This is a genomic window from Stenotrophomonas daejeonensis (assembly GCF_001431505.1).
GTDB classification, from domain to species: Bacteria; Pseudomonadota; Gammaproteobacteria; order Xanthomonadales; family Xanthomonadaceae; genus Stenotrophomonas; species Stenotrophomonas daejeonensis.
The window spans coordinates 1-22,241 of record NZ_LDJP01000056.1 but is presented as its reverse complement, the minus strand read 5'-3'; the positions used below and the strand labels follow the sequence as shown (position 1 = coordinate 22,241).

The window sequence follows — 22,241 nt, the reverse complement described above, 5'->3', positions numbered from 1 at the left end:
CCGTCGCGGGCCGGGCAGCGCCCGGCTCCGGCGGCGTGGCCGTGGTTTCACTCCTTGAACATCAGCAGCGCCGCCAGCGCGATCAGCGCGAACGCGGCCCAGTGGTTCCATTTCAGCGGCTGCCCGAGGTAGCTGGCCGAGAACCCGGCGAACACCAGCAGGGTGATGACCTCCTGCATGCCCTTGAGCTGCGGCGCCGAATAGACCGCCGCGCCGAGCCGGTTGCCCGGCACCTGCAGGCAGTACTCGAAGAAGGCGATGCCCCAGCTGACCAGCACCACCAGCGCCAGCGGCGCGGCGCGGAACTTCAGGTGCCCGTACCAGGCAATGGTCATGAACACGTTGCTGGCCACCAGCAACAGCACGGGATACAGGTAGGTGGTGAAAGGCGCGGCGGCCATGTCCGGTTCCGGCGGAAGGGGCGCATAGCATAGGGCGGCGCGGTGGCGTTTCCGGCCGCCGGCCACGACAGGGTTTCTTCACATCCGGTGCACCTGCCGGCCGGCATCCTTCACAAAGCTGAAGAATTGGGAGGCTGCATGCGACAGACCAAGGAATCGTCCGGACTGGTGCTGGTCATCGAGGACAACCGCAACATCTCCGAGATGATCGGCGAGTACCTGGAAGGGCGTGGCTTCGAGGTGGACTACGCGGTCGATGGCCTGGACGGCTACCGGCTGGCCGCCGAGAACAGCTACGACGTGATCGTGCTGGACCTGATGCTGCCGCGGCTGGACGGCCTGGAGGTCTGCCGCCGCCTGCGCAGCGAGGCGCGCAAGTCCACGCCGGTGCTGATGCTGACCGCGCGCGACACCCTCGACGACAAGCTCACCGGGCTGGGCTGCGGCGCCGACGACTACCTGACCAAGCCGTTCGCGATACAGGAGCTGGAAGCGCGCCTGCGCGCGCTGATCCGCCGCGAACGCCGCCAGGTGGGTGCCGAGGTGCTGAAGGTGGCCGACCTGGTGCTGGACCCGGTGAGCATGCGCGCCACCCGCGCCGGCATCGAGCTGCAGCTCTCGCCCATTGGCCTGCGCCTGCTGACCATCCTGATGCGCGAGTCGCCGCGGGTGGTGACCCGGCAGGAGATCGAGCGCGAGATCTGGGGCAATGGCCTGCCCGACTCGGACACCCTGCGCAGCCACCTCTACAACCTGCGCAAGATCATCGACAAGCCGTTCGACCGGCCGCTGCTGCACACCGTGCAGAGCGCCGGCTACCGCGTTGCCGACATCGCCCAGCCGATGGGCTGATGCCGCAATGGGCAGGGCAGGGCGCGACGCGGGCGGACATGGCCGCTGCGGTAGTGGCTCCGGCCGTGCGCGACAAGGGGGAAGGCTGTAATGCTGCACGGCTTGCCACGCAAGATCAGGACCGCGTTTCTGCTGCAGACGCTGCTGGCCAGCCTCGCGGCGCTGCTGGGCGGCTACCTGGTGCTGCTGGTGGTCAAGTTCGGGCTGGTCAACACGGTCCTGCAGGAAGAGGCCGCGCATTACTGGGAGCTGCACGCGGCCTCGCCGGCGCAGCCGCCGCCCAATACCCGCCACCTGCGCGGCTACCTGCTCGAAACCGGCGGCTCGCCGCTGAACCTGCCGCCGCCGCTGCGCGCGCTGCAGCCGGGTTTCCACGACCTGCGCGAAGCCGGGCAACTGGTGCTGGTGGACCAGTCCCCGGCCGGGCGCCTGTACCTGGTGTTCCTGCGCTCGCAGGCGCAATGGCTGGCGTTCTGGTTCGGCGTGGTGCCGGTGCTGCTGGTGCTGCTGGCGATCTACGGCGCGTCGTGGCTGACCTACCGCGCCTCGCACCGCGCGGTGTCGCCGCTGGTGTGGCTGGCGCGGCGGGTGTCGCAATGGGACCCGCGCTACCCGGACGCCAGCGAGCTGGCGCCGGCGCGGCTGCCGGCCGACGTGCAGGGCGAGGTGCGGCAACTGGCCGCGGCGCTGCACGGCATGGCCGGGCGCATCGGCGACCAGGTGGTGCGCGAGCGCAATTTCACCCGTGACGCCAGCCACGAGCTGCGCACGCCGCTGACCGTGATCCGCATGGCCTGCGAAATGGCGATCGATGCCGGCGAGGAAGCCGGCCCGGTGCTGCAGCGCAGCCTGCTGCGCATCCAGCGCGCCGGCCGCGACATGGAGGCGCTGATCGACGCGCTGCTGATCCTGGCGCGCGAGGCCAACATCGAGCCGCAGTCCGAGTGGGTCGACGTCGGCGACGTCGTGCGCCGCGAGGCGGCCAGCGCCGAGGTCGGCCTGGCCGGGCGCCCGCTGGAGCTGCGCCTGCACATCAACGCGCCGTGCCTGCTGCGGGTGCCGCCGCAGGTGCTGCACGTGGTGGTCGGCAACCTGCTGCGCAACGCCTGCAACTACACCGACGCCGGCCACGTCGAGGTCGAGGTCGAGGCCGACCGGCTGGTGGTGCGCGATACCGGCATCGGCATGTCGCCCGAGGCGCTGTCGCGGGTCTTCGAGCCGTTCTTCCGCGCCGTGCCGGAGCGCCGCGAGGGCCACGGGCTGGGCATGCCCATCGTGCACCGGCTGTGCGAGCGCTTCGGCTGGAAGATCGAGCTGGAAAGCGAGCCGGAGCGGGGCACCACCGCCACCGTGCGCTTCGCCTGACGGGCCGGGGAACCCAAGCCCCTCCGTAGTTGTGGGGCTTGCCCCGCATGGGGTTCCGGCCGGAAAACCGCCAGCGCGGCGCAAGCCCCGCATCCACGCATGGAAACGCCGGCGGCTGCCGTGGCAAGGCGGTCGCCGGGCGCCTGTGGCAGAATCCCGCGTTGCTCCTCCGTCACGGTCGTCCGCATGGTGTTCTCCCGTTCCCGCCCCTTCCGGTCCCCCCGGAGCCGCGCGCATGGCTGACGAAATAGGCAACCTGCCACGCGGGCCGGGGCGGATAGTGAAGGCCGCGATCTGGTCCTGGCAGGGGCTGGCGGCCGCGTGGCGGCACGAGTCCTCGTTCCGGCTGGAGGTCTACCTGTTCGTGCTGCTGGCGCCGCTGGCGTTGTGGCTGGGGCAGACCCCGGTCGAACGCGCGCTGCTGGTCGGCTCGATGCTGCTGGTGATGGCGATGGAGCTGGCCAATTCCGCCATCGAGGCGGTGATCGAACGCTACGGCCCCGAATTCCACGTGCTGGCCGGCCGCGCCAAGGACATGGGCTCGGCGGCGGTATTCGTGCTGATGGTGAACGTGCTGCTGTGCTGGGGCCTGATCCTGCTGCCCCGCCTGTCCTGAATGCAGCCCCGGTTCTATTGAAGGATTTTCCGAATGTCCCTTGAATTTCTTGCCGACCCAAACGTCTGGTTGACCCTGTTCACGCTCAGCGCACTGGAAATCGTGCTCGGCATCGACAACCTGGTGTTCATTTCCATCGCGGTCAGCCGCCTGCCCGAGGAGCGGCGGTCGTCGGCGCGGCGCCTGGGCATCGCCGTGGCCTGCATCACCCGCATCGCGCTGCTGGTGTCGCTGGCTTACCTGGCGCACATGGACAACAACCTGTTCACGGTGGCCGGCATGGGCATCTCGATCCGCGACCTGGTGCTGATCCTCGGTGGGCTGTTCCTGCTCTACAAGGGCGTGAAGGAAATCCGCGAGCTGATCAGCGGCGGCGAGGACGAGGATCCCACCACCACCAAGGCCTCGGCCGTGTTCGGCATGGTGATCGCGCAGATCGCGGTGATCGACATCGTGTTCTCGCTGGATTCGGTGATCACCGCCGTCGGCATCGCCGACCACGTGCCGGTGATGGTGTGCGCCATCCTGCTGGCGGTGGCGATGATGCTGCTGGCGGCCAACCCGCTGGGCCGCTTCATCGACGCCAACCCGACGGTGAAGATGCTGGCGCTGGCCTTCATCCTGCTGGTCGGCGTGGTGCTGGTGCTGGACGGCGTGGACGTGCACGTGCCCAAGCCCTACATCTACGCGGCGATGGGCTTCTCGGTGCTGGTGGAGTGGCTGAACCTGCTGATGCGGCGCCGTGCCAAGGCGCACCAGGTACCGGGCGCCGGCGACTGGTGATGGACGAAGGGCCGGCAATGCCGGCCCTCCCCGCATCCGTGGGTGCCGGACCGGGTGGCGGGCATTCGATGGCGGGTACCGGTCGTGGGTTGAGCCCCGCGGGCGCTGCCCCGAGAATAGGCGCTTGTCCGCCGGGCCCTTACGCATGATCTACCTCCACGACATCGACCCCATCGCCTTCTCACTGGGGCCGATCAAGGTGCACTGGTACGGCATCATGTACCTGCTCGGGTTCGCCGCCGCCTGGTGGCTGGGGCGCAGCCGCGTCCGTGCCGGACGCCTGCCGGGCGTGGACATGAACGGTTTCTCCGACCTGTTGTTCTACGCCATGCTCGGCGTGGTGCTGGGCGGGCGCATCGGCTACATGCTGTTCTATGCGACCTCCGAGTTCCTGCACAACCCGCTGATACTGCTGCGGGTGTGGGAGGGCGGCATGAGCTTCCACGGCGGCCTGCTCGGGGTGATGGCCGCCGGCTGGTGGTGGACCCGCAAGCACCGCCTGCATTACTTCGACACCCTCGATTTCGTCGCGCCGCTGGTGCCGCTGGGGCTGGGCTTCGGCCGCCTCGGAAACTTCGTCGGCGGCGAGTTGTGGGGCAAGTTCACCCAGGCCGGCTGGGGCGTGGTGTTCCCGCATGCGCCGCTCAAGGACGTGCCGGCCGGGCTGCCGACGATGGAGCAGCTGATGTCGGCTGCGCAGATCCGCCAGGACTACGCCGCCGGCCTGCTCGACCAGTACGCGCGCCATCCTTCGCAGCTGTACGAAGCGCTGCTGGAAGGGCTGGTGATGTTCGCGGTGCTGTGGACGTTCTCGATGAAGCCGCGTGCCCGTTATGCCGTGTCCGGCCTGTTCGCGCTGCTGTACGGCTGCTTCCGCTTCCTCGTCGAGTTCGTGCGCATGCCCGACAACGGCGTCTACCTGGCCTTCGGCTGGTTCACCCGCGGCCAGCTGCTGAGCCTGCCGCTGGTCGCGCTGGGCATCGCCCTGCTGTGGCTGTCGCGGCGCGCGCCGACCCTGCAGCCGCTGCCGCCGACGGAGGACAAGGCATGAGGCCTTCGCCGGCGGCGAAAAACAAGCTCGTTGCTGGAGGTGAAAAGTGAGGCAATACCTCGACCTGCTTGCGCACGTGCTCGAACACGGCGCGGAGAAGGCCGACCGTACCGGTACCGGCACCCGCAGCGTGTTCGGCTGGCAGATGCGCTTCGACCTGAACGAAGGCTTCCCGCTGGTCACCACCAAGAAGCTGCACCTGCGCTCGATCATCCACGAGCTGCTGTGGTTCCTGAAGGGCGACACCAACATCGCCTACCTCAAGGACAACGGCGTCAGCATCTGGGACGAATGGGCCGACGAAAACGGCGACCTCGGCCCGGTCTACGGCAAGCAGTGGCGGCGCTGGACCGGCCCCGATGGCAACGAGATCGACCAGATGCAATGGCTGGTCGAGGAGATCAGGCGCAACCCGGATTCGCGGCGGCTGCTGGTCAGCGCCTGGAACGTCGGCGAACTGCCGCAGATGGCGCTGATGCCGTGTCACAGCCTGTTCCAGTTCTACGTGGTCGACGGCCGGTTGAGCTGCCAGCTGTACCAGCGCAGCGGCGACATCTTCCTCGGCGTGCCGTTCAACATCGCCAGCTACGCGCTGCTCACGCACATGGTGGCCCGCGCCACCGGGCTGGGCGTGGGTGATTTCGTGCACACGCTGGGCGACGCGCACCTGTATTCCAACCATTACCAACAGGCCCGCGAACAGCTTTCGCGCGAACCGCGCGTCTTGCCGAAACTGTGGTTGAACCCGGAGGTGACCGATCTGTTCGGTTTCACCTTCGACGACATCCGCATCGACGGCTACGACCCGTACCCGGCGATCAAGGCGCCGGTGGCGGTATGAAGAAGGGCGGGGAACAGGGAACAGGGAACAGGGAGTGCGGCGAGGCGGCGGTGTCGAAGCTTGCGGCGGACACTCATTCCCCGTTCCCCGCTCCCCCTTCCCGGCTCTCGCTCATCGCCGCGCTGGACCGCAACCGCGGCATCGGCCACGGCAACGCGATGCCGTGGCACCTGCCGGACGATTTCAAACACTTCAAGGCGCTGACCCTCGGCAAGCCGATCCTGATGGGGCGCAAGACCGCGCAATCGCTGGGGCGTGCGCTGCCGGGGCGGACCAACCTGGTACTTACCCGAAGCGGACAGGTGCCGTTCGACGGCATGCGCGCGGTGGCGTCGTTCGACCAGGCGTTGCGCATCGCGGCGGATGAAGGCGCAGGGGAGGTGTGCGTGATCGGCGGCGGCGAGGTCTATCGCCTGCTGATCGACCATGCGACCGATCTGTACCTCACATGGGTGGATGCCGCGGTCGAGGCCGACACGCACTTTCCCGAGGTCGATCCGGCACGGTGGCGGGAAGTGGACAGCCAGCCGCATGCGGCCGACGAGCGGCATGCATTCGCGTTCCGTTTCGTCCACTACTCGCGACTGTAGGTCGGGGCTACGCCCCGACGCTTTGCGTATCCGGTAAAGCGCGTCGGGGACGTAGCCCCGACCTACGGCTTTTCGGTGGGCGTTCCCGTGCCATTGCCGCCATTGTGCGGGCGGTGCCGGCGCGGGCGCCGCCGCTGTTCGCGGCGCTCGCCGGGTGCATCGTTGCGCGCTGCCGGGCCATTTTCGGTAGGTGGCCTGCGCGGCGGGCGCACGCCGGGCACCGGTGCCGGCACGTCGCGGCCCGGCACCTGCACCACGCGCAGGTCCTCGCTGTCCAGCTGCAACGCGGTGAGCTTGCCGCCCCAGACCGCGCCGGTATCGATGGCGTGCACGCCCTGGGTGATGGTCAGGCCCAGCGCCGACCAGTGGCCGCAGACCATCTTCAGTTCGCGCTCGACCCGGCCCGGTACCTCGAACCATGGGTACATGCCCTGCTGCTGGGTGCCTGGCGTGCCCTTGTCCTCGATGCCGATGCGGCCGCGCGGGGTGCAGTAGCGCATGCGGGTGAGCAGGTTGATGATCGCGCGCGAACGCTCGTAGCCGCCCAGGTTCGGCGCCCAGCTGGGGCCGTCGCCGTACATGTTGCGCAGCAGCTTGCGGTAGCCGTTGCCGTGCAGCTGCTGCTCGACCTCGCGCGCATGCTTCTCGGCCATAGCCACGGTCCACTTCGGGGCGAGGCCGGCATGGAACATCATCCAGCCTAGTCCGCGGTCCACGTGCACCAGCTTCTGCAGGCGCAGCCAGTCCAGCAGCACGTCTCGGTCCTCGGCCAGCACCACGCGCTGCAGGTCGGGGTTGACCTTGCGCTGTTCCTCCTCGCTGCGCGCGCCGACGGCCAGCAGCGACAGGTCGTGGTTGCCCAGCACCACCACGCTGTGCTCGCGCAGCGAGTGCACCAGCCGCAGGGTTTCCAGCGACTGCCCGCCGCGGTTGACCAGATCGCCGCAGAACCACAGCCGGTCCACGGCCGGGTCGAAGTTGATCCGGTCCAGCAGCCGCCGGGTGACGTCGTAGCAGCCTTGCAGGTCGCCGATCGCCCAGGTCGCCATCAGTGCAGCGTCCTGGGAACGGCCAGCACGAACGGGGCGATCGGCGCGGCGAACTCGGTGCCGTCGTCGGCCTGCATGTCGTAGTGGCCCTGCATGGTGCCGTGCTCGGTGCCGAGCATGACCCCGGAGGTGTAGCGGAATTCCTCGCCGGGGCGCAGCCGCGGCTGCTCGCCGACCACGCCTTCGCCGTCGACGTGCTCGGTGCGGCCGTGGCCGTCGGTGATGCGCCAGTGGCGGTTGATCAGCCGCGCCGCCACGGTGCCGCGGTTGAGGATGCGGATGCTGTAGGCGAACGCGTAGCGCCCGTCCTCGGGCGCGGAATGTTCGTCGATGAAGCGGGGGGTGACCTCGACTTCGATCGCGTAGTGGCGGGAGTCGTCCATGCGCGCAAGTGTAAGCAAAAGCGGGTGCAACCGACGTCAGGCAGCGGTGGCGTTGGCCAAGGCGATGAAGTCGGCCACCTGCAACTGCTCGGCGCGTGCGTCGCTGCGCACCCCGGCGGCGGCGAAACCGGCTTCGTCGACGACGCCGTTCAAGGCGTTGCGCAGGGTCTTGCGGCGCTGGCCGAACGCGGCCCTGACCACGTCGGCGAAGTGCTTCGGATCGATGATGCCGACCGTGGCCGGGTCGCGCGGCACCAGCCGCACCACCGCCGAGTCCACCTTCGGCGGTGGCCGGAACGCACCCGGCGGCACCACGAACAACGCGGTCACCTCGCACCACGCCTGCAGCATCACGCTCAGCCGGCCGTAGACCTTGCTGCCCGGCGCGGCGGCCATGCGGTCCACCACTTCCTTCTGCAGCATGAAGGTCATGTCCGAGATCGCCGCGGCATGGTCCAGTGCATGGAACAGGATCGGCGAGGAGATGTTGTAGGGCAGGTTGCCGACCAGGCGGATCCTGCCGCCGGCGGCCAGTTCGGTGAAATCCACCTGCAGCACGTCGCGGTGGACGATGCTCAGCTCGCCCAGCGGCGCGGCGGCGGCGGTGAGCGGGGCGATCAGGTCGCGGTCGAACTCGATCACCGTCAGTTGCGGATGGCGGCGCAGCAGCGGGAAGGTGATGGCGCCTTGGCCGGGGCCGATCTCGACCAGCCGCTCGCCGGGCTTCGGGTTCACCGCCAGCACGATCTTCTCGACGTAGTGCGCGTCGGCAAGGAAATGCTGGCCGAGCTGCTTCTTCGCCGGGGCGGTGAAGCCGGCGCGCGGGGAGTGGGTGTTCATCGGGGAATCTTACGTTGTGCGGCCAGCCGGGCGCACAGCGCGGTGGCGGCCAGCAGGCTGGAAGGATCGGCCACGCCCTTGCCGGCCAGCTCCAGCGCGGTGCCGTGGTCGACGGCCACGCGCGGGTAGGGCAGGCCGAGGGTGAGGTTCACCGCCTGCTCGAAGCCGCTGTACTTGAGCACCGGTAGGCCCTGGTCGTGGTACATCGCCAGCACCGCGTCGAAGCCGGCGAGCTTGGCCGGCAGGAAGGCGGTGTCGGCCGGCAAGGGGCCAACCAGGTCCATGCCTTCGCCGCGCAGTCGTTCGAGCAGCGGGATGATGACGTCCAGTTCCTCGCGGCCGAGGTGGCCGTCCTCGCCGGCGTGCGGGTTCAGCCCGAGCACGGCGATGCGCGGCCGCGCCAGCCCGAAGTCGCGGCGCAGCGCGGCATGGGTGGTGGCGATGGCCTTGCGCAGGCCGTCGGCGGTGATCGCGTCGGCAACGTCGCGCAGCGGCAGGTGGGTGGTGGCCAGCGCCACGCGCACGATGTCGTTGGCCAGCATCATCACCACCTCGACGCCGGCCTGGTGGGCCAGCAGTTCGGTGGTGCCGCTGTAGGCGATGCCGCCTTCGTTGATGGCGGCCTTGTGCACCGGGCCGGTGACCACGCCATCGAGCTTGCCATCGGGCTCGCCGCTCAGGCAGGCCCGGCCGGCGCAGAGCAGGGCGTCGATCACTGCGCGTGCGTTAGCGGCATCGGGCTGGCCGAAGCGGGAGGGAACGGCGTTGCGGATTTCGCGCAGGCGCAGCTCACCGGGCGCCCGTGCATCGGCGTCCTCGGGTAGCAGCTTCAGCGGCAGGCCGAGCGCGGCGGCGGCGGCGTGCAGGGTGTCCGGGTCGGCGAAGGCCAGCAGCCGGCAATCGGTGCGCGGCTGCTGGGCAAGGCGGATGCACAGTTCCGGGCCGATCCCGGAAGGCTCGCCCGGGACCAGAGCGAGCTGGGGCAGCATGGTTACGGCTGCTGCGGGGTTTCGGCGGTGCCCTCGGCACGGTCGCCGCTGCGGAAGCTGACGTAGGCCTCGCCACGCAGCTCCTGCAGGAAGCGGTTGTATTCCTCTTCCAGCTTGCGGCGGCCGATGGTCTCGCGGACCTGCGCGCGCTTGTTGGCGTCGCCGACGTCGGTCTGGCGGGTACCTACGCGCTGCACGATGTGCCAGCCGGCGTCGGTGCGGAACGGCGCGGTGACGCCGCCGTCTTCGACGCCCTCGACCTGCCGGCCGAAGTCCGGGCCGAAGGCGTCGGCGGGGAACCAGCCCAGGTCGCCGCCCTGGCCGCGGCTGTTGGCGTCGTCGGACGACTCCTTGGCCACGGCCTGGAAGTCGGCGCCGCCGGCGATGCGCGCGCGCAGGGTCTCGATCTTCGCCTTGGCGGCGGCCTCGTCGACCTGGTCGGTCACGCGCACCAGGATGTGGCGGGCGTGGTATTCGGTGACGGTCTGTGCGGCGGCGCCGTCGCTGTCGCGCACTTCCACCAGCTTCAGCAGCTGGAAGCCGCTGGGGCCGCGGATCGGGCCGAGCACGTCGCCGGCCTTCATCGCCTGGATCTGGCTGGAGAAGGCGTTGGGGATCTCGTCCAGGCTGCGCCAGCCGAGGTCGCCGCCTTCCAGTGCGTTGGGGCTGTCCGAATAGCGCACCGCGGCGGCCTGGAAATCCAGTTCGCCCTTGTCGAGCAGGTTCTTGATGCCCTCGATCTTGCCCTGGCCGGTGCTGATCTGCTCGGCGCTGGCGCCATCGGGCAGGCCGACGAGGATGTGCGCCAGGTGGTACTGCAGGCCGCCGGCGTTCTGCTGCGCCAGCGCGGCGTCGACTTCGCCTTCGCTGACGTTGATGCGGCTCTGCGCGAAGCTCTGGCGCAGGCGCTGGGTGAGGATTTCCTCGCGCACCGAGCTGCGGAAGTCCTCGAAGCCGATGCCGTCCTGGGCCAGCCGCTGGCGCAGGCCGTCGACGTCGGTGCCGTTCTGCTGGGCGATGCTGGCGATGGCGTGGTTCAGTTCCTCGCCGCTGACGCGGATGCCGTTGCTTTCGGCGCGGGCGACCTGCAGCTTGACCAGCACCAGGCGTTCGAGCACTTGCCGTTCGAGCACGCTTTCCGGCGGCAACTGGTGCTCGCGGCCGGCGTACTGGCTCTTGATGTTGTTGATCGCGCGCTGCAGCTCGCTCTGCAGGATCACGTCCTCGTCGACGACGGCGGCGATGCGGTCCAGCGGCTGGGTCTGCTGCGCGTGCACCGGTGCGGACACGGCGGTGAGCGCCAGCAGGGCGGCGAGGACTGCGGGTAGGGTCTTGGTCATGGAATCAGGTTCGGATCGTAGTCGTCGTCGTTCGCCTCGATGTTGCTGGGCGGAACGAGGTACAGGTCGTCGCGGTAGTAGCCGAGAATAGCACGGCGCAAGGTGCGGTCCGTGTCCTGCCCGACCGAGCTCAGGCCCTTGAGCACGAACTCGATCTGGAAGGAGTTGTTCATCTCGCCCTCGCGGTTCTTGACGTAGCGGCGGGCCAGCGCACGCACCGCCAGGCAGCAGCTGTCCCACTGCACGCCGCCGATGATCTCCAGCGGCTTGTGGTCCAGCATCGAGTAGTAATAGCGGCCGACGAGGCTCCAGCGCGGGTTGACCGGGTACAGGAAGGACAGGTCGGCCTGCTTGAGCTGGTCCTTGCCGTCATTGGGGTTGCGGCGGTAGCGATAAGCCAGATTGACTACGCCGTCGTCCGGCATCAGGTAGCGGGCGCGGAGGCTGGCCAGGTCTTCCTTGCGGTATTTCGGGTTCCACTGGTAGGTGCTGCCCAGCGTCCAGCGGTCGGTGAGGGCCCAGTTGACGTCGGCCACCCACGCCGACTTGCCCTGCTCGACCACGGCCTCGCGGTCGTTGAGGGTGACCCGGGAGTCCTCGAAGTAGGTGATCTGGCCGAGGCTGGCCGACAGCTTCTCGCGGCCGTCGGCCTGGCGGATCAGGCGCGTGGTCAACGCCGTGGTCAGCTGGTTGGCGTCGTTCTGGCGGTCGGCGCCGCTGTAGCGCGAATCGCGGAACAACTGGCCCCAGCTGAAGGTGAAGGCGCGGGTGTCGAACAGCGGCAGGCCGCCCTGGTCGCGGTAGGGCGTGTTCAGGTAGAACAGGCGCGGTTCCAGCGTGTGCAGGTAGGGCTTGCCGTCCAGCGTGGTTTCGCGGTCGAAGAACAGGCCCATGTCGAGGCTGGCGATGGGCAGGCTGCGATGGGGTGTGGTGTTGCCGCGCAGTTGTTCGGGCGTGGCGGTGTCCGGGTCGATGCCGGCGGCGGTCAACTGGTCGCGGCGCAGGTCGTCGGCCAGCCCGCGTTCCAGATCGTAGGCGGTGTAGCGCCAGGCCAGGGTCGGGGTGATGTACCACGAGGCGCCGGCCAGCGGCATCGACACGTAGGGCTTGATGTCCAGGCGCGCGCCGCCGTCCATGCGCGAGACGCTGCCGTTGCGCACGTATTCGCCATCGACGATGGACTTGCCGTGCACGTCGCCGTGGCTGAAGCGCACCGCCTCGGCGTAAACGCCGGCCTCGAACCAGCGGCCGAAGCCATCGCCCCAGTTGGCGTACAGCCGCGGCAGGCGGTCGTAGGGCAGGGCACGTTCGGTCAGGGTGTAGTCGGTCAGCTGCCAGCGGTCGGCCATCAGGCCCGCGGTCCAGGTGCGGCCGGTGCCGTACACGCCGACCGTGCTCTTCAGGTTGCTGGAGGTGACGCCGGCCAGGCGGTTGGCGAAATCCTCGACGTAGCGTTCGTCGCTGACCCAGGCCAGGTTGGCGCGGGCCTGCCAGTGGCGGTCGATGTTGTGGTAGCCGCGGAACTCGACCTTGCCGCGGTCGCGGTCGCGCAGTTCGTCGTTCGGCATCCACAAGGTGTCCAGCTGGCCCTTGCCGCCGCCATAGAGGTAGCGGAACTCGTTTTCCAGCAGCACGCCGCGCTGGCTCATCCAGCGCGGGGTCAGCGTGTCGTCGTAGTTCGGCGCCAGGTTGAAGTAGATCGGCTGCGCGTAGTCGAAGCCGTTGCGCCCGGACAGGCTCAGCTTGGGGTAGAGCAGGCCGGTCATGCGCCGGTCGTCGATCGGGAACTTGAACCACGGCATGTACATCACCGGCAGCTTGCCGATGCGCAGCACCGCGTTGCGGGCGGTGCCGAAGCCCTCGTCGTTGTCCACCTCGATCTGTGGCGCGGACAGCTTCCACACCGGTTGCGACGGGTCGCAGGTGGTGTAGGTGGAGTGGTGCATCTGCCCGATCGAGCCCTGCAGGTCGATCGAATCGGCGCTGCCGTTGCCGCGCCGGGACACCAACTGGTAGCGGATGTCGCTGATCTTGTGGCTGTCGGTTTCCTGGTTGCCTTCGGCGCGCTGGGCGGTCAGGCGGATCGACGAGTCGGAATAGCGCACGTTGCCGTCGGCGATGTAGTTGCCGGTCTCGGTGTCCAGGCGCAGGTTGTCGGTGCCCATGAACTGGTCGCCGCGCTTGAGCGCGACGTTGCCGCCGTATTGCGGCACGGTGCTGGTGCCGGAGAGCTGGTCGCCCTCGATGTCGGTGGGCAGGGTGTCGCGGATGGCGGCGGCGTTCGGGTCGGCCGAGGGTGCGTCGTCGAATGCCGGCAGGGTGTCGGTGGCCGGGCACAGGTTCCAGTTCACCGGCTTTTCATCGGCCAGGGCCGGCAGGCAGATGGCTATGCCCAGGGGCAGGGGGAGCAGGCGAAGGGCTCGGCGCACGCGGTTCGGATTCGGGGGAAAACGGCCGCTAGCTTGCCGTATCGACTGCATGGGGGCAATGAAGGGGGCGGCCGGGGTTCATGCCGCCGTCACCCGTCCAGCAGCGCCCGCACGTGGGCCACGCTGCATTCGCGCAGGGCCTGCAGGTCGTAGCCGCCTTCGAGCATCGACACCATGCGGCCGCCGGCATGGCGCGTGGCGAGGGCGGCCAGTTCGCCGCTGAGCCAGCCGAAATCCTCGGCTTCCAGCATCAGGTCGGCCTGCGGGTCGCGCATGTGGCCGTCGAAACCGGCCGAGACGAGCAGCAGCTGCGGGCCGAAGGCGTCGAGCTGCGGCAGCAGCTCGTCGGCCCAGGTATTGCGGAAACGGAAGCCGCCGCTGCCCGGCGGCAGCAGGATGTTGCGGATGTTGCCGGTGCCGCGCTCGCGCATGTTGCCCGATTGCGGGAACAGCCCGGACTGGTGGGTGCTGCAGTAGGCCACGCGCGGATCGGCCAGGAAGATCGCCTGCGTGCCGTTGCCGTGGTGGACGTCGAAATCGACGATGGCCACGCGTTCCAGACCATGCGCGTCGAGGGCATGGGCCGCGGCCACGGCGATGTTGTTGAACAGGCAGAAGCCCATCGCGGTGTCGGCGGTGGCGTGGTGGCCGGGCGGGCGCACCGCGCAGAACGCGCGGCGGTCGGGGCCATCCATCACCGCCGCCACCGCCGCCACGCCGGCGCCGGCGGCATGCAGCGCGGCGCTGGCCGAGCCGGGCGAGGTGAAGGTGTCCAGGTCGATGCGCCGCAGCGGTTCGGCCTGCGGCCGCAGCAGGTCGTCGATCAGCGCCCGGTCGTGCACGCGCGCCAGCTCGCCGAGCTTGACCGGCGGCGCTTCGCGCCAGTCGAGCCGGTCGGGGAAGGCCTCGCGCAGGGCGTCGAGCACCACCCGCAGCCGCTCGGGCGATTCGGGGTGGTCGATGCCGGGGTCATGGCCGAGGCAGGCCGGGTGGGTGAAGACGAGCATGCCCGGCACTGTAACCGACCGCCATGCCCCCTAGCTGCCGGCCTTGGCCGGCAGAAAAGTGCCAACGGGGAAGTGCCGATGGGGCAAGCCGCGTCGCCATGGGTGGGTGCCGACCGTTGGTCGGCACAATCAATCGGCTTGCGGCAAGGCCACACGGCGCTGCGCGCCGCCGCCGCGACCAACGGTCGGGCGCTACCTGGTAGAGCGCGTCAGCCGTGCCGGCGCTGGTGATTCCAGGTCACCTCGCCGTGGCCGCCGGCGCGGGCCAGCACGCGGGCCAGCACGAACAGCAGGTCGGACAGGCGGTTGAGGTAGCGCACCGCCTCGTCGCGCACCGCCTCGACGCGGGCCAGCGCCACCGTCTCGCGCTCGGCGCGGCGCACGATGGTGCGCGCCAGGTGGCAGCGCGCGGCGCCCTCGCCGCCAGCCGGCAGGATGAACTCCTTCAGCGGCGGCAGGTCGTCGTTCCAGCGGTCCAGGTGCTGCTCCAGCGCGTCGATGTCGGCGGCCTGGATGGCGGCGTGGCCGGGGATGCACAGCTCGCCGCCGAGGTCGAACAGCTGGTGCTGGATCGTGGTCAGCAATGCACGCACGTCCTCGGGCAGTTCCACCGCCAGCAGCACGCCGATGGCCGAGTTGGCCTCGTCCACCGTGCCGTAGGCGTTGACCCGGGCCGAATCCTTGCCGGTACGGCTGCCGTCGCCCAGCCCGGTGCTGCCGTCGTCGCCGGTGCGGGTGTAGATCTTCGAGAGGCGGTTGCCCATGAGCGGGAGCCGTCAGTGGGCGATGCGGCCGCTGGCCGACTGGCGGCCGAAGGCTTCCACGGCAACCTGCACCAGTGCCGCGGCGCCGGTGTAGATGACGGCGGTGCGCAGGTAGGGCAGCAGCCAGTCACCGTAGTTCTTGGCCCAGCCAGCGAAGGTCGGTTCGGCAACGACGCTGCTGGTCCAGTAGAAGCCGCCCTGCGCGAACAGGTGGCACACGGCCACGGCAACCACCAGGGTGGCGGCGAACAGGCCCAGCGAACGCCAGCTCGCACCCTTGTACCAGCGGCGCAGCAGCATGCCGCCGGCCCACATCGCGAAGTAGGCCGGCACCAGCGCCCAGTAGCCGGACGAGACGCAGTAATGGCCCCAGAAATTCTGGCCCTGGCCGCTGATGACCGCCCAGTCGATGGCCACCGCCAGCGCCATCAGCAGCGGGAAGGCCCAGCGGGTCCAGCCGCGCAAGTAGAAGCCGCCGATGAAGAACACCGCCCACGAGGCGTCCGGGATCGGCGCGAAATGGTTGATGCGGGTGCCGGCCATCAACAGCACGAGCAGGCAAAGGACGAAGGTGCGTTGGACGTTGGCGGTCATGGCGGTGGTGGCTCCCTGGATTCAGGCGGCCATTCTAGCCAATCGGCGGGGAGCGGACAGGTGGCGCCGGCAACCGCGGTGTGTGCCTGCGGATGCGCTCCCCGCCGGTATCATGGCGGCCATGAGTGACTTGCATGATGTGGTGATCGTCGGTGGCGGGCTGGTCGGTGCCAGCCTGGCCATCGCGCTGGACCGGCTGGGGCTGGACGTGGGGCTGGTGGAAGCCAGCCCGGCCGGCGGCCTGCCGGCGGTGTTCGACCAGCGCAACCTCAGTTTCGCCGCGGCCACGGTCAACGCGCTCACCGCGCTGGGCGTGATGCAGCGACTGGAAGGGGCGCCCGGCCCGATCCGCCGCATCCACGTCAGCCGCGCCGGCGATTTCGGCCGGGTGCTGATGCATGCCGACGACTATGGTCGCGATGCCTTCGGCCAGGTGGTGGTGGCGCGCGATTTCGGCCATGCACTGGAAGCCCGGCTCGACGAACTGCGACACCTTGCCCGTTACCGCCCGGCGACGTTCGTGGCGCTGGGCGATTGCACGGACGGCCGCCGCGAAGTGGTGATTGCCGACGCGGCCGGCGAACGCCGGCTGCGCGCGCGGCTGGTGGTCGGCGCCGACGGCACCCGCAGCGCGGTGCGGCAGGCGCTGGGCATCGCCACCCAGGAACACGACTACCTGCAGACCCTGTTCGTGGCGCGGCTGCGCCCGGCCCGGGCGCCGGATGGCACCGCCTACGAACGTTTCACCGACACCGGCCCGACCGCGCTGCTGCCGCGCGGCGACCGCCACTACGGCGTGGTGCATGGCGTGGCCCGCGACGAGGCCGAGGCGGTGCTGGCGCTGGACGATGCGGCATGGCTGGCGCGCCTGCAGGGCGTGGTCGGCTGGCGCGCCGGGCGGTTGCTGGAGAGCGGCCCGCGCAGCGCCTACCCGCTGGTGCAGGTGCTGGCGCAGCGGCTGGTGGGCGAACGCGCGCTGTTGCTGGGCAATGCCGCGCAGACCATCCACCCGTTGGGTGCGCAGGGCTTCAACCTCGGCCTGCGCGATGCGCTGACCCTGGCCGAACTGATCGGCGATGCGGCGCAGGACCCCGGCGCCGACGCGCTGTTGCAGGCCTACGTGCAGCGCCGCGGCCCCGACCGCGAGCAGACGCTGGCGTTCTCCGACGGACTGGCGCGGCTGACCGGCAATCCCTCGCCGCTGCTGCGGCCGCTGCGCAGCATCGGCCTGCTGGCCGCGTCGCAGGCCGCGCCACTGCAGTCCTTCCTGGTCGGCGGGGCGATGGGGTTCCGCGGGCAGGTGCCCGAACTGTGCAGGAGCCAGGCGCAATGAGCCGTCGTGGAATGCTGGATGCGGTGGTGGTCGGTGGCGGCGTGGTCGGCACCGCCTGCGCGTTGGCGCTGGCGCGGGAAGGCCTGCAGGTGGCGCTGGTGGAAGGGCGCGAGCCGGCGCCATGGTCGGCGCAGAAGCCGGACCTGCGCGTGTTCGCCTTCGCCCACGACAACGCCGCGCTGCTGGAGGCGCTGGGCGTGTGGCCGCAGGTCGCGCAGGCGCGGGCACGGCCCTACCTGCGCATGCGGGTGTGGGACGCGGCCGGCGGCGGCGAGCTGGCGTTCGACGCCGATACCCTGGGCCGGCGCGAGCTGGGCTGGATCGTCGAGAACGGGTTGCTGGTCGACCGCCTGTGGGCGGCGCTGGCACCCGCAGGCGTGCAGGTGCTGTGCCCGGCGCGGGTGGAGGAAATGGAACAGGACGCGCGCGGCGTGCGCCTGCGGCTGGACGACGGCCGCCGCATCGAAGCGGCCGTGGCCATCGCCGCCGATGGCGGCGAATCCACCCTGCGCACGCTGGCCGGGCTGGAGGTCGCGCGCCACGACTACGGCCAGCGCGGCGTGGTCGGCTACGTCGAAAGCGAACGGCCGAACGAGGACACCGCATGGCAGCGTTTCCTCGACACCGGCCCGCTGGCGGTGCTGCCATTCGGCCGGCATTGCAGTTCGATCGTCTGGACCCTGCCCGATGCCGAGGCCGAGCGCGTGCTGGCGCTGGACGACGAAGCCTTCGGCCGCGAGCTGACCAACGCCTTCGCCGGCCGCCTCGGCGCGATGCGCCCGGTGTCGCCGCGTGCGGCGTTCCCGCTGCGCCGGCAGCTGGCGAAGGAATACCTCGCCGGCCGCGTGCTGGTGCTGGGCGATGCCGCGCACGTGGTGCACCCGCTGGCCGGGCAGGGCGTCAACCTCGGCCTGCGCGACGTCGCCGCGCTGCGCGCGCTGCTGCGCGATGCGCTGCAACGGCGCGTGGACTGGACCGCGCCGCACCGCCTGCGGCGCTGGGCGCGCAGCCGCCGCAGCGAGAACACGGTGGCCGCCTACGGCTTCGACGCAATCAACAAGCTGTTTTCCAACGACGAGATGCACCTGACCCTGGCGCGCGGCGCGCTGCTGGGGTTGGCCGGGCGCATGCCGCCGCTGCTGTCGCTGTTCTGGAAGCGCGCCTCGGGCCTGTGAGGCCGTGCGGACCGTAGGTCGGGGCTACGTCCCCGACGCCTCCGTGCATTCGGCATGCCGTACCCCTTGCGCACCGGCACGGATGCGCAAAGCGTCGGGGGTGTAACCCCGACCTACAGCCAGCCGGCCAGTTGCTCGCGCGCCAGCTTGCCGCGCCGTGCGGTATCGAGTGAATCGAACTCGTCGGCCAGCGCCGGGTTGGCCTGCGCTTCGTCGCGGCCGATGAAGCCGTCGCCATCGACGTCGAGCGCGTCGAAGTCGATGCGGTAGTTGCCGGTCACGCTGTCCGGCTGGATCGAACGCACCACCACCGCGGCCTGTCCCGGTTCGGCCGGCAACTGCACCTGGTGGGTGACCGCGCCGCTGGCCAGCGGCTGTTCGCGCACGACCACCGGCACCTGTACCAGCGGCGAACTGACGGCCTGCGCGGCGCAGTCGTTCCACGGCAGGGCGGCAAGGGCAAGCAGCAGGGCGGGGCGGATGATGTTCATGGCACGGTTCGCGGGTGGAAAGGGTGCGCCGCGATGGTAGCCAGCACTGGCTGAACGTGCAGATTCAGCCCGGGATGAAGGGGAAGACCAGCTTCAGCAGCCCCTTCAGCCCGCCTTCGACGGTGGAGCCGACCGCCTTGGCGCCGAGGCTGTTGAGCGCGCCGCGCACGTCGTCCCAGCGCAGCTGGGTGACGTCCTTCTTCAGCAGGTCGGCCACCTCCTGCGAGGCAGGGGCCAGCTTCTTCAATGCCGCCATCGTCGCCTGTGGGTCCGGTTGCAGGTAGCCCCAGCGCTCGGCGATCTTCAGCAGCGTGTCGAAACGCACCGCCACCACCTCGCGGTTGCGCTCGTACACCGGCAGCGCGCCCACCTCGAGGATGGCCTGCTCGAAACGCTGCGCGTCGTCGGGGTGCTCGATGCGGATGGCGAGGAAGCCTTCCCTGCGGCTGCGCTCGCTCACGTGCTTGGCGCCCGAGCGCAGGTTGGCCTCGGTCAGCACGGTGGCGGCGATGCGTCGCAGGGCGGCCTCGCCGTCCTCGGGCACCAGTGCGCGCCAGCGGGCGTAGCCGTCGCGGCGCAGGCCCTTGACCTTGGCCGGCGTCACCCGCAGCTGCAGCGCCACCGCGGCGTTGGAGGCGCCGCGGTCGATGGCGCCGTCGCGTTCGAGCAGCACGAAGATCAGCAGTTCCAGGTCGCGCTTGGTCAGCGACTGGAAGCCCTGCAGCAGGGTCAGGCGCAGGAATTCGTTGCCGAAGCCGGCCGGGTCGTTCAGTTCGATGGCGTGCATGCATGTCCTCCGGTGGAGTGCAGCATGCCCGATCGCCGTTTCACGGAACGAGACGGCAGGCGCTCACTGGCCGGCGGTGGGGCGCTGCCCGTATTCACGCCCGGGGCGGTCGGCGCGGAAGGTCTCGACCGCGCCGCGGTCCTGCAGGGTCACGAACACCTGCCGCCCGTCGTCGCCGCCGAAGGTGACGTTGGTCGGCTTGCGGCCCTTGAGCGGTACCTCGCGCAGCAGCTCGCCGGCGGGCGAGACGATGGCGACCACGCCGGCGTCGTAGCGGGCGATGTAGAGGTTGCCGTCGGCGTCGCAGCGCATGCCGTCCAGGCCGTGGTCGTCGAAGCGGATCAGCAGGCGCTTGTTCGACAGCGCGCCGGCTTCGTCGCGGTCGTACACCCACACGTTGCGCTGCACGCTTTCGTTGACGTACAGGCGGCGGCCATCCGGGCTGACCTCGACGCCGTTGGTGGTGCCCATGCCCGATTCGAGCCGGTGCGCGCCGCCGTCGCGGTCGATGCGCCACAGCTGGCCGTTGTCGGGGTTGGCCCAGTCCGGGTCGCTGGCGTAGAGCGTGCCGTCCGGCGCCAGCGCGATGTCGTTGGGCTGGTGCGCGCCGGGCAGGTGCGCGAATACCGAGATGGCGCGGGTGGCCGGGTCGATGCGCAGGATGGCGTGGCCGGCGTAGTCGGCGACGAGCATCGCACCATCGGCGGCGAAGCGGATGCCGTTGCCGACGCTGCCTTCGGGCAGGGTGACGAACAGTTCGGCCTTGCCGTGCTCATCGACGCGGCCGATGGTGCCGTCCTTGCCGAGGCTGACCACGTACAGCGCGCCGTCCGGGCCGGTGGCCGGGCCTTCGATGCCGGCGGTGAAGGTGCCGTCGCCGACGTGGTCGCGGGCGATGAAATCGGCCGAGGCGGCGCAGGCGCACAGGGCGAGGCACAGCGCGGTGGCGGCATGGCGCAGGACGTGGCGGGCGATGGCGGCAGTCTCCGGGTGGGGAGTTGCCGAGTGTGCCAGAGCCATGCTGTGGACGTGGCCGGTGGTTGCGCGGGCAACGAGGTGGCGCGGTGAAGGTTGCGGCGTGCCGTAGGTACCGGGCTTGCCCGGTACGGGGCTTTATCGGGAAAGCCTCATGCGGGGCGAGCCCCGCATCTACGAGAGCGGGTTAGCGCAGCGGCGTGGCCAGCACGGTGATTTCCTCACGGTCGTGGTACAGCTGCTTGGCGCGGATCGTCAGTGGCTTGCCGGCCTGCGCGGCGAACAGCTCCAGGCACAGGCGGGTTTCGTCCCAGCGCTTCTTCATCGGCAGCTTGAGGTTGAAGATCGCGTGCCGGCACCAGCCTTCGCGCAGCCACGTCGCCATGCGTTCGGCCACGCGCCGCGGTTGTTCGACCATGTCGCAGACCATCCAGTCCAGCGGTGCTTCCGGCTGCCAGTGGAAGCCGTCGGCGCGCAGGTGCTCGACCAGCCCGGTGTCGAGCACGTGCTGGCGCAGTGGGCCGTTGTCGATGCTGCTCACGTGCAGGTGCTGGCGGGTCAGCACCCAGGTCCAGCCGCCGGGCGCGGCGCCGAGGTCGGCCGCGCGCATGCCGGGCTTGACCAGCGCTTCGCGTTCCTCGGGCGTGAGCAGGGTCAGCAGCGCTTCGTCCAGTTTCAGCGCCGAGCGCGAGGGGGCGTCGGGCAGCAGCTTCAGGCGCGGGATGCCCAGCGGCCACGGCGCGCTGTCGCGGGTGTCGGCGGTGGCGAGGAAGGCATGGATGCCATCGACGAACACCACGTGCAGGCGCGGGAACTTGCTGTTGTCCTTGTCGGTGAGCAGCCCGGCCTTGCGCAGCGCCGGGCGCAGCGCGTTGCCGAAGCTGCGTGCCAGCCCGGCCAGCGGCTTGCCGGCGTCCGAATCGGGGTGCTCCACCCACAGGTCGCCGAAACGCGGCTGGCCTTGCAGGGCGGCGAGGATCGGGCTGATGCGGTCGGCCGGGTCCAGCTGCGGCAGCTCGGCCAGCAGGCGCAGTTTCTGCCGGGCGAAGATCAGTTCGCGCCACGGCAGCCTGCGGTCGAGCGCGGCGGCGTCATCGCTGGCGAACACCACGTAGCCGTCGTTGCGTTGCGTGCGTGCATAGCCGGCGATGCCGGCATGAGCGGCACGTTCGGTCAGTTCGGCGGCCAGTTCCGGCTCGAAGCCTTGGCGGCAGTAGCAGAGCAGGCCGGTCATGGGGATTCCTTGGATGTTGGGCGAAGCGAAGAGCATCCCTTCTCCCTGCGGGAGAAGGTGCCCGAAGGGCGGATGAGGGGCGAGCGGAGTCAGTGATGTCCAAACTATCGGGACTCCATCGCCCCTCACCCCAACCCCTCTCCCGCAGGGCGAGGGGCTTCAAGCGGAAAGCGCTTCTCGTCCGTACGGCAATGCAGGAAGCCGGAGGAGACATGCAGCACGAAACATTTCGATCCGGGATCGGGACAACTCGCATTCTACGCTTTCTCTGTAGCGCATTGCTGTCCATTCGTTCCAGCCTCGGGCTACCCGCGCCGCCGCCGGCGCAATGGAGCTTCCGCCTGCCGCCGAG

At 69.9% G+C, this 22,241-nt stretch carries 23 protein-coding genes; 9 read left to right on the top strand and 14 right to left on the bottom strand.

Features of this window, described 5'->3' with window-relative positions; genetic code table 11:
- Window positions 1-47: 47 nt before the first annotated feature.
- Window positions 48-401, bottom strand: a complete 354-nt coding sequence (locus tag ABB34_RS09665; RefSeq protein WP_057641117.1) for a DMT family protein — start codon at window positions 399-401, stop codon at window positions 48-50.
- A 138-nt stretch (window positions 402-539) separates the two neighbouring features.
- Between ABB34_RS09665 and ABB34_RS09660 the strand changes: the two genes are divergently transcribed.
- From ABB34_RS09660 to ABB34_RS09630, 7 genes are all read left to right on the top strand, one after another.
- Complete coding sequence (locus ABB34_RS09660) at window positions 540-1,253, top strand: response regulator transcription factor (RefSeq protein WP_057641116.1); 714 nt, start codon at window positions 540-542, stop codon at window positions 1,251-1,253.
- A 90-nt stretch (window positions 1,254-1,343) separates the two neighbouring features.
- On the top strand, window positions 1,344-2,618 hold the full coding sequence (locus ABB34_RS09655; RefSeq protein WP_057641115.1) for a sensor histidine kinase: 1,275 nt from the start codon (window positions 1,344-1,346) through the stop codon (window positions 2,616-2,618).
- Between the two features lie 235 nt (window positions 2,619-2,853).
- A complete protein-coding gene (locus ABB34_RS09650) occupies window positions 2,854-3,234 on the top strand; it encodes a diacylglycerol kinase (protein ID WP_057641114.1) in 381 nt (126 codons plus the stop codon).
- Between the two features lie 33 nt (window positions 3,235-3,267).
- A complete protein-coding gene (locus tag ABB34_RS09645) occupies window positions 3,268-4,017 on the top strand; it encodes a TerC family protein (protein WP_057641113.1) in 750 nt (249 codons plus the stop codon).
- A 145-nt stretch (window positions 4,018-4,162) separates the two neighbouring features.
- On the top strand, window positions 4,163-5,068 hold the full coding sequence (gene lgt, locus ABB34_RS09640; protein WP_057641112.1) for a prolipoprotein diacylglyceryl transferase: 906 nt from the start codon (window positions 4,163-4,165) through the stop codon (window positions 5,066-5,068).
- Window positions 5,069-5,114: 46 nt separating this feature from the next.
- Window positions 5,115-5,909 (top strand): thymidylate synthase, encoded by a 795-nt coding sequence (locus tag ABB34_RS09635; RefSeq protein WP_057641111.1) that lies wholly within the window; start codon window positions 5,115-5,117, stop codon window positions 5,907-5,909.
- Between the two features lie 50 nt (window positions 5,910-5,959).
- Window positions 5,960-6,499, top strand: a complete 540-nt coding sequence (locus ABB34_RS09630; RefSeq protein ID WP_275452842.1) for a dihydrofolate reductase — start codon at window positions 5,960-5,962, stop codon at window positions 6,497-6,499.
- 62 nt (window positions 6,500-6,561) lie between these two features.
- Here the strand turns inward: ABB34_RS09630 and ABB34_RS09625 are convergent, their stop codons facing one another.
- From ABB34_RS09625 to ABB34_RS09585, 9 genes are all read right to left on the bottom strand, one after another.
- Window positions 6,562-7,548, bottom strand: a complete 987-nt coding sequence (locus ABB34_RS09625; RefSeq protein ID WP_057641109.1) for a symmetrical bis(5'-nucleosyl)-tetraphosphatase — start codon at window positions 7,546-7,548, stop codon at window positions 6,562-6,564.
- Complete coding sequence (gene apaG, locus ABB34_RS09620) at window positions 7,548-7,931, bottom strand: Co2+/Mg2+ efflux protein ApaG (RefSeq protein WP_057641108.1); 384 nt, start codon at window positions 7,929-7,931, stop codon at window positions 7,548-7,550. Before apaG ends, ABB34_RS09625 begins: the two co-directional genes overlap by 1 nt.
- Before the next feature lie 36 nt (window positions 7,932-7,967).
- On the bottom strand, window positions 7,968-8,771 hold the full coding sequence (gene rsmA, locus ABB34_RS09615) for a 16S rRNA (adenine(1518)-N(6)/adenine(1519)-N(6))-dimethyltransferase RsmA (protein ID WP_057641107.1): 804 nt from the start codon (window positions 8,769-8,771) through the stop codon (window positions 7,968-7,970).
- Window positions 8,768-9,760: a 4-hydroxythreonine-4-phosphate dehydrogenase PdxA gene (gene pdxA / locus ABB34_RS09610; protein WP_057641106.1), complete on the bottom strand. Its 993-nt coding sequence runs from the start codon at window positions 9,758-9,760 to the stop codon at window positions 8,768-8,770. Before pdxA ends, rsmA begins: the two co-directional genes overlap by 4 nt.
- Window positions 9,761-9,762: 2 nt before the next feature.
- Window positions 9,763-11,100: a peptidylprolyl isomerase gene (locus ABB34_RS09605; protein WP_057641105.1), complete on the bottom strand. Its 1,338-nt coding sequence runs from the start codon at window positions 11,098-11,100 to the stop codon at window positions 9,763-9,765.
- On the bottom strand, window positions 11,097-13,529 hold the full coding sequence (lptD, locus tag ABB34_RS09600; protein WP_057641104.1) for an LPS-assembly protein LptD: 2,433 nt from the start codon (window positions 13,527-13,529) through the stop codon (window positions 11,097-11,099). The genes ABB34_RS09605 and lptD overlap by 4 nt, the downstream gene beginning before the upstream one ends.
- Before the next feature lie 89 nt (window positions 13,530-13,618).
- Window positions 13,619-14,536 carry a histone deacetylase family protein gene (locus ABB34_RS09595; protein WP_057641103.1) on the bottom strand — a complete coding sequence of 306 codons (918 nt, stop codon included), beginning with the start codon at window positions 14,534-14,536 and terminating at the stop codon, window positions 13,619-13,621.
- A gap of 209 nt (window positions 14,537-14,745) precedes the next feature.
- Window positions 14,746-15,300, bottom strand: coding sequence for a cob(I)yrinic acid a,c-diamide adenosyltransferase (locus ABB34_RS09590; protein ID WP_057641102.1), 555 nt, complete (start codon window positions 15,298-15,300; stop codon window positions 14,746-14,748).
- Window positions 15,301-15,312: 12 nt separating this feature from the next.
- The gene (locus tag ABB34_RS09585; RefSeq protein ID WP_057641101.1) at window positions 15,313-15,894 is read right to left on the bottom strand and encodes a hypothetical protein; all 582 of its coding nucleotides are present in this window, start codon (window positions 15,892-15,894) and stop codon (window positions 15,313-15,315) included.
- A 121-nt stretch (window positions 15,895-16,015) separates the two neighbouring features.
- Here ABB34_RS09585 and ubiH point away from each other — a divergent pair, with 121 nt between their 5' ends.
- Window positions 16,016-17,227, top strand: a complete 1,212-nt coding sequence (ubiH, locus tag ABB34_RS09580) for a 2-octaprenyl-6-methoxyphenyl hydroxylase (protein WP_057641100.1) — start codon at window positions 16,016-16,018, stop codon at window positions 17,225-17,227.
- On the top strand, window positions 17,224-18,402 hold the full coding sequence (locus ABB34_RS09575; protein ID WP_057641099.1) for a UbiH/UbiF family hydroxylase: 1,179 nt from the start codon (window positions 17,224-17,226) through the stop codon (window positions 18,400-18,402). The genes ubiH and ABB34_RS09575 overlap by 4 nt, the downstream gene beginning before the upstream one ends.
- Window positions 18,403-18,515: 113 nt before the next feature.
- Here the strand turns inward: ABB34_RS09575 and ABB34_RS09570 are convergent, their stop codons facing one another.
- The 4 genes from ABB34_RS09570 to rlmM all read right to left on the bottom strand — a co-directional run bounded on the left by ABB34_RS09570 (window position 18,516) and on the right by rlmM (window position 21,889).
- Window positions 18,516-18,893 carry an EF-hand domain-containing protein gene (locus ABB34_RS09570; RefSeq protein ID WP_057641098.1) on the bottom strand — a complete coding sequence of 126 codons (378 nt, stop codon included), beginning with the start codon at window positions 18,891-18,893 and terminating at the stop codon, window positions 18,516-18,518.
- Between the two features lie 64 nt (window positions 18,894-18,957).
- On the bottom strand, window positions 18,958-19,680 hold the full coding sequence (locus ABB34_RS09565) for a hypothetical protein (RefSeq protein WP_057641097.1): 723 nt from the start codon (window positions 19,678-19,680) through the stop codon (window positions 18,958-18,960).
- A 63-nt stretch (window positions 19,681-19,743) separates the two neighbouring features.
- On the bottom strand, window positions 19,744-20,700 hold the full coding sequence (locus tag ABB34_RS09560; protein ID WP_057641096.1) for an SMP-30/gluconolactonase/LRE family protein: 957 nt from the start codon (window positions 20,698-20,700) through the stop codon (window positions 19,744-19,746).
- Between the two features lie 142 nt (window positions 20,701-20,842).
- Complete coding sequence (gene rlmM, locus ABB34_RS09555) at window positions 20,843-21,889, bottom strand: 23S rRNA (cytidine(2498)-2'-O)-methyltransferase RlmM (protein WP_057641095.1); 1,047 nt, start codon at window positions 21,887-21,889, stop codon at window positions 20,843-20,845.
- Window positions 21,890-22,241: the final 352 nt, after the last annotated feature.